The organism is Candidatus Acidulodesulfobacterium sp. H_13 (assembly GCF_048541835.1).
In the GTDB taxonomy this organism is placed as follows: Bacteria; SZUA-79; SZUA-79; order Acidulodesulfobacterales; family Acidulodesulfobacteraceae; genus QIJE01.
Genome location: NZ_JBLEOY010000001.1, coordinates 392,742 through 406,155 on the forward strand (window position 1 = coordinate 392,742; position 13,414 = coordinate 406,155).

A 13,414-nucleotide genomic window follows, 5' to 3' on the forward strand; every position below is an offset into this window, starting at 1 on the left:
TTTCATCCCAACCCGCGCGAGCGGGCATTCCGTAATTATTGCGTTAAATAATTATCATATTTATCCGCTAAGATTGAAACTTGTACCTTCTCATAGCAATATTAAGCAGTATAGCTACGGCGGACATATCTACTAACAAAGACGTTCCTCCATAACTGAAAAAAGGAAGCGGTACACCGACGACGGGCAGCAACCCCACGGTCATAAACATATTGACTATCGTATGAAACGTGATTATACTGAGGGCACCCCCGCCGAGCAGAAACCCCTGTAATTTTTTTGTTCTGTAAACGATATTATATCCTCTCACTATGAGTATAAAATATAATCCGATAAGAATCAACCCGCCCAGAAAGCCAAATTGCTGCATAAACGTAGAGAAGATGAAATCAGTATGTTTAGCCGGCAAAAAATTAAGGGTACTCTGGGAGCCTTTTCCAAATCCGTTTCCGAAAAACCTGCCCGCTCCAACTGCAATCTCTGATTGCATCATATTATAACCCGCTCCGAGATAATCTTTTGCGGGATGTAAAAATATAAGTATTCTGCTTTTCTGATAAGGCTTCAGCCTAAACCACAAGAGCGGCCCCGCAAACAGGGCGATTCCGGTCAAAATCATCATAGCGTTTCTTTTAATACCGGCAATAAAAACTATCGTAATGCCTATAAAAAATACTATCAAAGCCGTTCCCAAATCCGGTTCCTTCGCTATCAAAATCACTGGCAGAATAATCATTACAAACGGAATCAATAGTTCTTTTATGGAATAGCTGTTTTTATCCTTACGAAAAGTGAAATACCTGACAAGGGCTAATATCAACGCTATTTTCATAAATTCTGAAGGTTGAAACGAAAACATTCCGAAGGAAATCCATCTTGATGCTCCGTGTGCAATTTTGCCTTCTAACAGTACGGCTATAATCAGTATAAAAATAAAACCATATATATAATAGGCTATTTCTATAAATATGTTGTAATCTATGGTAATAATAATAAACATTACGATAAATGCTATTAAAAACCATATGATCTGTTTTACGATGTAGGGGTCAAAAAAATCTTTGTGATTTATGCTTAACGAGCCGTAAAGATTTGCGATGCCTATAACAAAAATCAAAATAACAGTGAAAAACATTACGAAATCAAAATTTTTTGCATATTTATTATTTAATATTCTCATATATATCCTTTCTTAAATCCACCTGTATATTCTAAAAAGCACTATAAACAAAATTCGGCAGTTTGCTTTTACCTGCTTTCTTGTTTTTCGTTTTACCGTTAGCCGCCGGTTTCCATAAACCCTTTTGTTCTAAATATTTCTCCACTATTTTTTTAGCTATAACCGCGGCGTTCACCCCGAGTAATTTTGCGTGCATATCTAATACCACCACGGCAATCTTTGGATTTTTTAAAGGAGCAAATCCTACAAACCATGCATTATCCCTGTATTTTCTGAGTATATGTTTTATATCGTAAATAGAGTATGTTTTAGATGTAATCTGAGCCGTTCCCGTTTTTCCGCAAAAAGTTATACCGTTTATTTTGCCGTTAAAAGCCGTCCCGTAATCTTTGTTTACCACATCGCAAAGACCTTTTTTAACCGCATCTAAATAGCTTTTTTTAATGCCTATATGCTTTATGAGCATGGGCATTATTTCTTTTAATACCTTTCCGTTCCAGGATACGATTTTTCTTACGATAAAGGGTCTGTAAAGACTGCCTCCGTTAGCAATAGCGCTGTACGCCATCACAAGTTGTAAGGGAGAAACGAGGACGTAGCTTTGCCCTATAATTGCCGAAAGCGTAGAGCCCTTATACCAGCGCCTGTGGTACCTCTCGTAAACAAGCTTTTTTGTGGGTATAAAACCGGGATTCTCATCCGGCAGGTCTATTCCGGTTTTTTCTCCAAACCCGAGCTTATGCGCATAATCCGCCAGTTCATCTATATCTATTTTAACGCCGAGAGGATAAAAATACGTATCTACGGATTCCGCTAAAGCCCTATATAAATCTATTTTAGAGTGCTGATTGGGATTCCAGTTGTAAAAAACGGCGTTGCCTAATTTAAAAACCGGTCCGGCATAAATTTTTTCTTTCGGAGTGATTAAATGCAAAGATAGCGCCGCTAAAGCGCCTGCGATCTTAAAAGTGGAGCCGGGCGCCAAGGCATTTTGTATCGCCTTGTCTTCTAACGGATGTTCATTGTTATGAATAATTTTATACCATTGCCTTTCGCTGATACCTTCGGAAAAATAAAAGGGATTAAAAGACGGAGTAGATACCATAGCAAGAATCCTTCCGTTTTGCGGGTTAACGGCAATCAGTGCGCCTTCTCTTTTTTTCATAAGCTTATAGGCAAGTTTCTCTAAGGAAAAATCCAGTGTAGTATACAAGTTTGCACCCATCGTGGGTTTTTTGACGACTATATTGCCTATAGGTTCGCCTTCGGAATTAACAATTACCCTTTTTCCACCATCCTTTCCGTGCAAATACTTTTGATAGTAATATTCTATGCCCGTTTCTCCGATGATATCGGAGGAATTAAGGTAACCATACTTTTTATTTTCAAACTGCTTTCGGGAGACCGGACCAACATAGCCGAAAATCTGAGCACCCATTTTTTTGTACGGATAATGTCTTATGGGAATAATATCTATAAAAAACCCTTTTAAAAACAATTTATTGGCTTCAAACTCGGATAATTTTTTAACGGAGATATTTCGCATTAGGATAATAGGTTCGTAGGGGGGTAAAAATTCCTTCTTTTCAGCCTTTGCCAAAAGTTTTTTATAACTTTTATTCATCAAACCGGCAAGAAATTTGAGTTCCGTTTGTAAATTTTTTACTCTCGATACGGTAAAGGCGATATTGAAAGAAGATTCGTTATCCAAGAATATTTTTCCGCTATTCGATAATATATCTCCGCGCGGCGCCGTGAGATATATTATCCGCGTAGCATTGTCTTTCGCTAATTTATAATAATAATTGCCCCTTAAAATCTGTAAATAAAAAAGCCTGAGAATCAGGATAAAAAACAGTATAGCGACAATTGCCATCAATAAATTAATCCTGTTTTGCTGTCCCCTCAATATCCTATTTTCATTATATAAAGATGACATCACTGATTTCTATCTATGCATAAAATTCTCGATAGCTCGTCGTGAATAAGACCATTGGAAGCCAATATTCTTCTGTTATAAATGTCTAAAGGCATTTTGCAAAAATCGGTAACCTCCCCTCCGGCCTCTTTAATCATCAAGCTTCCGAAGGCCATATCCCACGAATTTAGATTTAGCTCCCAGTATCCGTCAAGAAAGCCGGATGCGGTATAGCACAAATCTAAGACGGCAGAGCCCAACCGCCTTATGCCCCTTACATTTATTGAGATATCCCTAAAATGATCGAAATTATCATCCGGATTACTTTTTTTATCGTATGGAAAGCCGGTGGCCAGCAAGCTTCTTTCAAATATAGTTGTCTTAGAAACATGGACTCTCTTACCGTTAAAATATGCCCCTCCGCCCTCGGTAGCAAAAAACAACTCTTCCGAAATGGGATTGTATGCGCAACCCATCACTATAGCAGAATTTACCTCAAGCGCTGCCGAAAAACAAAAAATGGGAATACCGTGGGCATAATTGGTCGTTCCGTCTAAAGGGTCTATTATCCATTTGAACTTAGACCCTTTACTGATATTAAGACCATCTTCCTCCGCAAGAATAGAGTGATCGGGAAACGCCTTTTTAAGGGCGTTAACAGCATAACCCTGAGAAGCGACATCTACCTCCGTAACAATATCGACAATGCCTTTATACTTAACGAAATGAGATTTTCTGAATGATTTAGACATAATTTTGCCGCAATCTTTAGCGAGAGCTATTGCAAAATCGAGATAATTTTGTAAATCCTGATTGTCAAAACCTCTATCGTTCATTAGCCGTCAATTAATTTTGATGTTGACTTAATTCTGCATCAATATTTCAGAACACGAGCAACTCAAATTTGCACCAAATCCACTGCCGCATACTTAAAACCTATATTTTTCATTTCTTTAATAATTTCATCTCTGAAAACGGGGTTTGCAAAAGACATGGCAAAATATTCATCCGCTTCTATTTTTGCAAGCTCTCCGTAATGATAAACGCGGCAGTCTTTAACACCCATTTTTTCTAAAAAATCCTCCGCATCTTCCACCATCCTAATCTTGTCTCTAGTAATTATACTGCCTGCGGGAATTCTCTCGGACATGCAAACGGCATGCAATTTTCCGTCGATATTTACATCGTAAAGCCCTGCCGCCTGAGATATATCTTTTTTTGAAAAATACAACTCCCTTAACGGTGAATATACGTTAAATTCTTTCTCCGCAAATAATTCCGGTCTGTCGCTGTCAAAAATATTCTCCGCATCAGATCCGGTTAGTATGAGATACGATTTCGGAATATATGACAACATAGTTTTAAATAACAAAATTTTACAAAAATAACACCTCATCCTATCATTTACGATATAGGATTCTTCCATAAATTCGTTAGTTTTAGCCGATATATGCTTTACGTTCAGTTTTTTCGTCCATGCCCCGCAAAATTCAAGGTTTTTTCTATACACGGAAAATGAATTGCCGGTAAAAGCGACAACGTTTTCTTCGCCGAGTATTTTTTTGGCAAAATAAAGCAAAAAGGCCGAATTTAACCCACCGTTAAAAGCTATTGCAACCTTTTTATAGTTTTTTACCGTCTTTTCAAGTTCATTTAATTTATGCTCTACCGTTTTCATAAATTAATATCGTCAATACGGGCGAAACGACGAAAGAACACTCTTATTCACTTTAACATCGGCTTTAGATTCTAAATAGTCGACATAATGATCAAGAAACTCCTGCCTCTTTTCTAAACGGTAAAGTTCTTTTTGCTTTGCCGCTGAATTCTTGCCATCTTTATTTGCCAATTCCGAAAAATATTTCGGAAAATAAACCCTTAAAACTTTAATTACGGCAAAGCCCGATTTAACCGAAAAAACTCTGCCGGCCTCCGTATTTGCGGGTACCGAGAATATTGCTTTTAATATGCTTCCGCTCTGCAAATATTTTTTAAAATAATCGGATTTTACCAGATTAACCTCTGAGAAAAGAGGAATTTTTTTGGTCATTCCACCGAAACTCTTTGCCTGCCCGGTAAATTTGCCGCCGTACAGAATAATCTTTTTAAGGAAACCGGCGGCGGCTTTTTTAGATTTAAAAATTGCTATTTCAAAAGAAACGGATTTATTTTTTATCATATAATCATTTAAAAATTGCCTGTTTATCATGGTAAAAGACTCCGATATAATCCTTTTTATGTACGACCTTGCAATCTCGGACTTATAGTTTTTTTCAAATTTCGCAGGGGTCAGATGATTGTTTATCAAGACGCTGATAAACAACTTATTGCTGAAACTCCCGTTTTTTTGAAACACTGAAAAGGACGCTATGTTTCTCGCTATAAACCCATTTGAGACGTGAACCCCGAATACGTCTTTTTTGGATTCCAAAACACCGTTTGCAATCAAAGAAGACAACGCCGAACCGGTCAAATCAAGCTTCTTAAGCTCACTGTTCGTTAGTTTATTACCGTATAGTCGTTCATATTCGCTTTTAAGTTTTCCGTAATAATTACTCAAATCGTTCAGGGATATGCCTTTCCCATTTACCGTAGCTACGTCGTTAGAGGGAATACCTCCCCCCACACCCATTAGATACGGAAGAAAACTGAATCCTATGATGAATAATGCCCCTATGATTATAGTAATAATTTTGCCTGCCGTATGAGAGTAAAATTTTCTTAAAAATTCAAGCATAATAGTTTGATACCCCTTAGAGAATTAGAATCTATATTTAATTACCGTATTATCGATTCTATTTTATACGCCAAATCAATTTTATGCAAATATTTTCCGCTAATCTAAAATCGCTTGATTTCTTTTTAAGAAATTTTTATAGCCTATCTTTTTGAAAAAGAAAAATATTGCCGGTGAAATTAATGCGGTGGCTACAGAAGCGGGCAACCCATAAGAAAATATGAAGTTCAAATATATAAAATGAATACCGAGCCGGTAGTAAACAATTAGAAAAAGTACGAGGTAGTAACCCGAGGACGAAAAAAAAGTAATCAAAATCTCGCTCAAAAAGTTATCCGACGAAATTTTACGCCAAAGAATATATGAAACTGCATAGGAAACAACCCCTATAAAACCGAAAAGGGTCGGATCTAAAGGCGTCATTGAACCATATATATAAAATAAAATATAAGACATTATCCCTCCGGAATATATGTCTAAATACGCAGAAATATATACTATACCGGCTATAACGAGGTTGGGGAAAACAAAAAAATAGCCGTAATGAGAATAATTATTAAATATGAGGGATATCACCATCAAAAACAAAAATGAACATATTATGTAAATGTATTTATAAATATCATTTCTCGACAAGGACATATCTACCGTTAAATAAGTTTTTATATGGAATTACGGTTATCTTTTGAAATATATCGTAGTTTTTTTTCGTTATCGTTGTTACCTTGCCTACATTTATCCCCGGCGAAAAAACACCGCCGAGCCCCGATGTCAAAATCGTATCTCCCTTATGGACCTGCTGCGAATTAAATACGAATCTCATTTTTATGTAACCGTCGCCAAACCCCTGTGCGATACCCATAGTCCCCGTATCCGCATCTATCACGGAAAAAACACACTTAGGATCGGTTATAGGAATAACCCTCGAATAATGAGCACCCGCATGAATAACCCTTCCCACGACTCCGTCATAAGAAATTACGCCGTCTCCGGCTTTGATCCCGCTCCTTGCTCCTTTATTTATATAAAGACTGTGAAACCACCCTTCAATACCGTGCAGTATAATGGCAGCCGGTACGGTTTTATTCCCTACGGAACTTTTTAAAATTAAAAGCGCTTTTAATTTTCTGTTTTCTATTTTATATTCTCTATATTTATCCAGTTTATAGCTTATCATCTTTAATTTAGACTTAAGCACCCTGTTTTCTGCCTTAACCGACAGAAGATCGATATAATTACCATAAATCTTTTCGGAAACACCAACCGGATAATCTACTACGGTATAAATTTCATATACCGAATCGCTTATAAAATCCGAAAAAAAACTGCCTATTTTAATTCCATTCAAAGAAAGTATGTAAATAGATGCAGATATGATTATAATTATAAAAAGGAATACGGCATCTCTATACTTTTTAAAATTTAATCTCCTCAATGGATTTACCCGTAACTAATTCTCAAGCATTATATCTTTCAATGCATTAATTTCGTTTAACGCCTTTCCCGCGCCTCTCACAACGCATGTAAGAGGATCGTCTGCTATGATAACAGGAAGTTCCGTATGCTCTCTTATTAAAACGTCCATATTCTTTAAAAGCGCTCCGCCGCCGGCAAGAACTATCCCGCTATCTACGATATCCGACGAAAGTTCCGGCGGAATCTTCTCTAATGTCGTTTTTATTGCATCGATTATCTGGTTTGCGGGCTCGGTTATCGCTTCTAAAACTTCGGACGAAGTTATTTCTATAATCTTCGGTATACCGCTTACGATATCTCTCCCTTTGATATTCATCTTGGATTCTTCTTCCACCGGGTAAATAGTTCCGATAGTCATTTTAACAAGCTCCGCCGTTCTATCTCCTATAAGCAGACTATACTTTTTCTTTATATACTGAATTATGGCATCGTCTATCTTATCGCCACCGACCCTCAACGATTTGGCAAAAACTATACCGGACATGGAAATTACTGCGACCTCGGTAGTCCCGCCGCCTATATCGACAATCATATTTCCTGCGGCTTCGGTAATAGGCAGTCCGGCGCCTATGGCGGCGGCAACCGGCTCTTCTATCAGATAAACCATTCTTGCCCCGGCGGCTTCGGCGGATTCTCTCACCGCTCTTCTTTCAACGGCCGTAATACCGGAAGGGATAGCAATGATAACACGCGGTCTTATCATGGTTTTTCTGTTATGGATTTTCCGGATAAAATATTTAAGCATTGCCTCTACTACTTCGAAGTCGGCAATAACGCCATCCTTCATGGGTCTTATCGCCGATATGTTTCCAGGCGTTCTTCCGAGCATCTTCTTAGCATCCCTTCCCACGGCAAGAATTTTTTTATCTCCCCGCGAATCTATATGAACCGCCACTACTGAAGGCTCGTTCGAAACTATACCCTTGTCTTTAACGTAGATAAGAGTATTCGCGGTTCCTAAATCGACCGCAAGATCGTTACTGAATAAACCGATTAGACTATCCGCAAACATAATAGAATTACCCTCTCTCTTGTATTAATATTAATTTAATTTTAAATATCGTAATTTTCGGCATAACTTTTATTTTTTATAGCTTTATTTACACGACTTATGTTGTTTATTTTATAAATGTTATAATATATTATTTATTTTAGCAACAAAAAATTTCCAATAATTCACTTCTTTTTACTTTGATTTTTATTAAGGGTTTTGTTAATATAAATACAACGATGGAAAAAATTTTAGTTATAGACATAAAAGAAAGCCGGAAAATCGAGTCAATATTTCTTGTCAAAAACAAGTCTCAGGCTGTTGGGAAAACCGGAAAGCCTTACATATTTCTTAAATTGTCCGATAAAACCGGAGAAATTAAAGGATATATCTGGGATAACGTCGAAAAATTTGCCGGCACGTTTGAAATAGGCGACTTAATCAAGGTAAAATCAAAATCCTCCTCGTTTCAAAACGAGCTTCAGCTCGGAATTTTTGACGTGGAAAAAATTGAGTACGATAAGACGGATGTTGCTTTTCTCGGACTTTTTATTAAATCCACGAAATACGACATAAGTGCTATGTTCTTAGAGCTTGTATCAATATTGAAAAAAAATTTAACAAATGAATATATCATAAAGCTGACCGATTATTTTTTATCCGACGAAAATTACGCAAAACAGCTAAAGACGTTGCCTGCCGCAAAATCCATTCATCATGCTTATATAGGCGGATTACTCGAACATACGCTAAGCATGTTGAAAATAGGCATATTTCTTTCCGAACATTACGGAAAATATGTAATAAAAGATGTTCTTATCGCATCTATACTGCTTCACGACGTCGGAAAGACGGAAGAATTATACCTGAAAAATAACGTTACGGAATATTCCGATGAGGGGAGGCTGCTCGGACACATAGTTTTAGGTACTTGCGCTATAGATGAAAAAATCGGCAAGATACCCGGATTTCCAAAAAAATTGAGACTGCTGCTTCTGCATTCCATAATATCACACCACGGAGAGTTAGAATTCGGTTCTCCAAAGAGACCTAAAACGGTTGAAGCCTTTTTGCTTCATTATATCGACAACATGGACTCCAAGGCAAACCAATTGATAGATTTTATGGATAGCGGCAATACACAATGGAGCCAATATTCAAAGCAATTAGACCGATATCTGCTTAATTCTAAAACATTTTTTGCAGAAGACGATACCGAGCAAGACACCCCTCAAGATAACGTAAATCATGATACAACCCGTACGGCATCCGCTAAAACCGATACGAACAACAATACTTCCCCCGACTCCGCGATGGAAAACGGGTTGTTCAGCGAAGGGTTATTTGAATGAAATTGAAAAACCGCATCGTTACATCCTGCTACTGCACCGGTTCTAAATACTTGAATTAACCTACCTTGTTATATTTTCTATGCCTGAAATCGACTCCCAATTTTTTTGCAATATTTGCAATATAAGGTATGTCTGTTCCCGGCAAATCTACCGCCGTGACGGTTACTTCCTTAATATACTTTTTAGATTCCCCGATAAAATTCAGAACGGAGTCATATGCTTTAGCCCTTTTTTTTAAAATTTGAGGATTGCAAATCCTATCATAATGCTCGCTGTTTTGGGCGTTAAGGCTTATGCTTACGCTGTCTATAATCTCCCCTAACTCTGGAACCGTATTCCTTTCATAAACGGCATTTGCGAGTCCGTCTGTATCAAGCCTTATTTTTAAATCGCTGCAGCCATGTATGTCCGCATAAATCTTTTTTAAAGTTTTTGCAACGCTCTTAAGGGTTTCTATCCTCAAAGTCGGTTCTCCGAATCCGCAAAAAACAACTTCTTTAAAATCGTAATACCTAAAAACTGAAGAGACAACCTCGTCGACAGCAGGCTCTTTGTCCAATTTAAGATTATATCCGCGTACGTTAAAATTACTTTTACCATTTTGATATTTAGGGCAAAATGTACAACGGTTAGTGCATCTATTCGTAAGATTGACATAAACGGAATTTCCGATCTTATATGCTACAGAGGGATAAAAACCGGAAATACCGTTCAAAGAAAACAGGTTTACCGTATTCTGAACGGTCAAAGCATCTAATTTACCCCTCTCCACCCCTTTTAATTCGGCAATCGTATCCAAAACCAAACTGACACGTGAAGGTTCGTTTCGTTTACCCCTAAATGGCGCGGGGGCAAGATAAGGGCTATCGGTCTCTATCAAAATCTTTTCGTTCGGAATATTTTTAACCGCCGCCCTCAGCCCTTCGTTCTTTTTATACGTGATATTTCCGGAAAACGAGATAAAAAACCCCATTTTTATAAACTCCTCTGCTATGGCCGGGTCATCCGAAGAAAAACAGTGAATAACACCGCCGAAAAAACCGTCCGGCGATTTTACGTAATCTTTTAAAATACCTATCGCATCCTCGTAAGCGTCTCTTACATGCACTATAATCGGAAGCCTATAGGCGGAGGCAAGCCCTATTTGAAACTTAAACAGCTCTTTCTGTTTTGTTTTAACTTCTCCTAAATTTTTTTTAGGCATAAAATAATCCAACCCTATTTCTCCCACCGCAATAACCTTCTTTTTATTTGCCGAATAATAATGCTCGAATAATTTGAATATATCCGGCAAATCCTTATATAAACTTTTGGGATGAACCCCGAGGGCGGTAAAAATAAAATCGTAAGAGTTTATTATTTCTACGGTTTTTTCTATCCTTTCGTTTTGAGCTAAAGAGCCTATAGAAATGGCGTGAGTTATGCCTCTATTAGACATTCTAAGCAAGACATCGGAAAAATCAGTCTCAAACTCCGCCATCTCAAGATGGCAATGAGAATCTATCATTCTATTTTATTCTGGGAAATAGAATATCTGCACTATCGGATATTTTATGCCCATTTTTAAAACGCTGCCGGCAATTTTTAACTAAATCATCCGGGGTAAGCGGAGATTTAAGCAAATCGAACGGCTCCGTATTTAATATAACGTTAATTTTTTTGGACGTAACGGGCATGAAGGGATATATCAAGTAGGATACGCAATATATAGACATGAGCGATGTCCTTAGAATTCTAAATAATTTCTTTTTGTCCTCTTCGACGGCGGCATTAAGCTTCCAAGGGGTACCGTCGTTTACATATTTATTTACCGTATTTATAAATTTAAAGGTATTGTCTATAATCTTTACAAAATCATAGTTGTCATATCTGTCGCTTAAACCGGCCAATATATCCGAAACCTTCTTTATAATACCGTCGTCTATATCGGCGTCAGAACCAGGAACCTTGCCGCCCGTATATTTTTTCAGCATCGCAATAACCCTTGAAACCAAGTTTCCAAGGTCGTTTGCAAGTCCGGAGTTATATCTTAAGATAAAATTATCCATATTAAAATCGCCGTCTAATCCCAGCGTTATTTCATTTAAAAGATAAAATCTTACGGCATCCGCACCAAACTTATCTATCAAAAAATCTGGGTCTATCGCGTTGCCTAAGGACTTAGACATCTTTTTGCCGCCCGTAAGCCACCAGCCGTGCGCCAGTATTGTTTTAGGAAGATCGATATCCAAAGCAAAGAGCATGATGGGCCAGTAAACTCCGTGAAATTTAATGATATCTTTGCCAACTATGTGATTGGCAGTTTTAAAAAATTTATCAAAATCAGGATTTTTGCCGTTTAGGAAGTCTTCGTACCCTAAGCCCGTTAAATAATTTAAGAGCGCATCGAACCAGACATATATAACGTGTTTATCGTTGCCGGGAACAGAAATGCCGCACTTGAAAGACGTTCTGGATATGCTTAAATCTTTTAAGCCTTCCCGTATAAACGATACGACCTCGTTCTTTCTAAAATCGGGCTTAATAAACCCGGGATTATTTTCTATGTATTTCAGGAGTCTTTTTTCATATTTATCTAACTTTAAAAAATAGCTTTCTTCTTTAACTTTAGACACCGGCCTCCCGCATTGCGGGCAGTTTCCACCGTCAAGAGACCTTTCCGTCAGAAAGGTTTCACAGGGAGTGCAGTACCAACCTTCATATTCAGACAAGTATATATCGCCCTTTTTTAATAATTTTTTAAATACGGTCTTTACCGTTTTTATATGGTCGGCATCGGTCGTTCTTATAAACCTGTCGTATGATATGCCAAGGCTTCCAAAAAGTTCTTTAAATTTCTTATGTACGGAATCTGCAAGCTCTTTAGGGCTTATGCCCCTCGCTTCCGCCTCTTTTTCTATTTTTAATCCATGTTCATCCGTTCCGGTCATAAAAAAAACTTTGTAGCCGGAAAGCCTCTTGAATCTTGCCGCAGAATCCGCAATTACCGTAGAATACGCATGCCCCATATGCGGCTTATCGTTGGCATAATAAATAGGCGTCGTAACGTAAAAATAATCTTCGCTGTGCGAAGCAGGACAGTCTTTGTGAGATACCCCGGGTGTGTTATTTTCGTTTTCGCAAATATCCTCGCTGACCCCAATAGAATCAAAAGAAAGGCAGCATAGAAGTCTGCCGCAGTACCCTACGTATTTACTTGTGCTTTGGCATTGAATCTTTGTAGTCGCGGAAGTTATGGCATTCATCTCCGAAACGACGGTGCCGCAACAGCATATCCTTCCGCAAATGCCTATTCCGCCCAAAACTCTGCACTCGTCTCGGATATTGATCTGACGCATTTCTATCCTTAGGTGAAACTTAGACGCAAGTATTTTTACGAGCTCCCTGAAATCAACCCTCTCTTCGGCACTGTAATAAAAAACCAGCTTATTTTCGACAGGCAAAAATTTAATCCGCAAAAGTTTCATCGACAGCTTAAGGCTTTCGATGTTCTTTTTGCAAAAGCCGAAGCTTTCGGTTTCTATAGGATAACGTACAAATTTATCTCCGGTTTCAAAAGTAAAAAGCTTCCTTATAACCTTGGCATTATTAGGGAGGGTACCGCCTTGAACGACTCTTATATCTCCCAAAACCATTCCTGTATAAATAATTTCATCTTTCTCTACGAGCACTCTGTCGTCCTGCAAAAGCTGCAACGCCTTTACGTCGCACTCTAAGCTGTAGTCCATCTCCCGTATTTCTATATCGACTATTCTCATTT

The 13,414-nt window shown here is 38.0% G+C and carries 11 protein-coding genes; 1 reads left to right on the forward strand and 10 read right to left on the reverse strand.

From position 1 onward, the window contains the following. Nucleotides 1-67 precede the first annotated feature (67 nt). The 8 genes from rodA to ACMCNP_RS02000 form a co-directional block, all read right to left on the reverse strand. Entirely contained in the window at nt 68-1,180 is a 1,113-nt protein-coding gene (gene rodA, locus ACMCNP_RS01965; RefSeq protein WP_419313091.1) for a rod shape-determining protein RodA, read from the reverse strand. Between the two features lie 31 nt (nt 1,181-1,211). Continuing rightward, nucleotides 1,212-3,119, reverse strand: a complete 1,908-nt coding sequence (gene mrdA / locus ACMCNP_RS01970; RefSeq protein WP_419314348.1) for a penicillin-binding protein 2 — start codon at nt 3,117-3,119, stop codon at nt 1,212-1,214. Then, complete coding sequence (locus ACMCNP_RS01975; protein WP_419313093.1) at nt 3,119-3,934, reverse strand: inositol monophosphatase family protein; 816 nt, start codon at nt 3,932-3,934, stop codon at nt 3,119-3,121. The genes mrdA and ACMCNP_RS01975 overlap by 1 nt, the downstream gene beginning before the upstream one ends. A 62-nt stretch (nt 3,935-3,996) precedes the next feature. Then, on the reverse strand, nt 3,997-4,776 hold the full coding sequence (gene larE / locus ACMCNP_RS01980) for an ATP-dependent sacrificial sulfur transferase LarE (protein ID WP_419313096.1): 780 nt from the start codon (nt 4,774-4,776) through the stop codon (nt 3,997-3,999). 12 nt (nt 4,777-4,788) lie between these two features. After that, the gene (locus ACMCNP_RS01985; RefSeq protein ID WP_419313099.1) at nt 4,789-5,835 is read right to left on the reverse strand and encodes a SurA N-terminal domain-containing protein; all 1,047 of its coding nucleotides are present in this window, start codon (nt 5,833-5,835) and stop codon (nt 4,789-4,791) included. Nucleotides 5,836-5,934: 99 nt separating this feature from the next. Continuing rightward, entirely contained in the window at nt 5,935-6,291 is a 357-nt protein-coding gene (locus ACMCNP_RS01990; RefSeq protein ID WP_419313101.1) for a hypothetical protein, read from the reverse strand. 166 nt (nt 6,292-6,457) lie between these two features. Then, entirely contained in the window at nt 6,458-7,270 is an 813-nt protein-coding gene (gene mreC / locus ACMCNP_RS01995) for a rod shape-determining protein MreC (RefSeq protein ID WP_419313104.1), read from the reverse strand. 15 nt (nt 7,271-7,285) lie between these two features. After that, the gene (locus ACMCNP_RS02000; protein ID WP_419313107.1) at nt 7,286-8,323 is read right to left on the reverse strand and encodes a rod shape-determining protein; all 1,038 of its coding nucleotides are present in this window, start codon (nt 8,321-8,323) and stop codon (nt 7,286-7,288) included. A 218-nt stretch (nt 8,324-8,541) separates the two neighbouring features. Between ACMCNP_RS02000 and ACMCNP_RS02005 the strand changes: the two genes are divergently transcribed. Further along, entirely contained in the window at nt 8,542-9,654 is a 1,113-nt protein-coding gene (locus ACMCNP_RS02005) for a 3'-5' exoribonuclease YhaM family protein (protein ID WP_419313109.1), read from the forward strand. A 55-nt stretch (nt 9,655-9,709) separates the two neighbouring features. Here the strand turns inward: ACMCNP_RS02005 and ACMCNP_RS02010 are convergent, their stop codons facing one another. Together ACMCNP_RS02010 and metG are read right to left on the reverse strand one after the other, a co-directional pair. Next, on the reverse strand, nt 9,710-11,161 hold the full coding sequence (locus ACMCNP_RS02010) for a YchF/TatD family DNA exonuclease (RefSeq protein ID WP_419313112.1): 1,452 nt from the start codon (nt 11,159-11,161) through the stop codon (nt 9,710-9,712). A 1-nt stretch (nt 11,162) separates the two neighbouring features. Continuing rightward, the gene (gene metG / locus ACMCNP_RS02015; RefSeq protein ID WP_419313116.1) at nt 11,163-13,412 is read right to left on the reverse strand and encodes a methionine--tRNA ligase; all 2,250 of its coding nucleotides are present in this window, start codon (nt 13,410-13,412) and stop codon (nt 11,163-11,165) included. Nucleotides 13,413-13,414 lie beyond the last annotated feature (2 nt).

Bases quoted from the DNA above. Each gene is read 5' to 3' on its own strand.
- rodA (WP_419313091.1), bottom strand. From the start codon at position 1,180: ATGAGAATATTAAATAATAAATATGCAAAAAATTTTGATTTCGTAATG.
- mrdA (WP_419314348.1), bottom strand. From the start codon at position 3,119: ATGTCATCTTTATATAATGAAAATAGGATATTGAGGGGACAGCAAAAC.
- ACMCNP_RS01975 (WP_419313093.1), bottom strand. From the start codon at position 3,934: ATGAACGATAGAGGTTTTGACAATCAGGATTTACAAAATTATCTCGAT.
- larE (WP_419313096.1), bottom strand. From the start codon at position 4,776: ATGAAAACGGTAGAGCATAAATTAAATGAACTTGAAAAGACGGTAAAA.
- ACMCNP_RS01985 (WP_419313099.1), bottom strand. From the start codon at position 5,835: ATGCTTGAATTTTTAAGAAAATTTTACTCTCATACGGCAGGCAAAATT.
- ACMCNP_RS01990 (WP_419313101.1), bottom strand. From the start codon at position 6,291: ATGTCTTATATTTTATTTTATATATATGGTTCAATGACGCCTTTAGAT.
- ACMCNP_RS02000 (WP_419313107.1), bottom strand. From the start codon at position 8,323: ATGTTTGCGGATAGTCTAATCGGTTTATTCAGTAACGATCTTGCGGTC.
- ACMCNP_RS02005 (WP_419313109.1), top strand. From the start codon at position 8,542: ATGGAAAAAATTTTAGTTATAGACATAAAAGAAAGCCGGAAAATCGAG.
- ACMCNP_RS02010 (WP_419313112.1), bottom strand. From the start codon at position 11,161: ATGATAGATTCTCATTGCCATCTTGAGATGGCGGAGTTTGAGACTGAT.
- metG (WP_419313116.1), bottom strand. From the start codon at position 13,412: ATGAGAATAGTCGATATAGAAATACGGGAGATGGACTACAGCTTAGAG.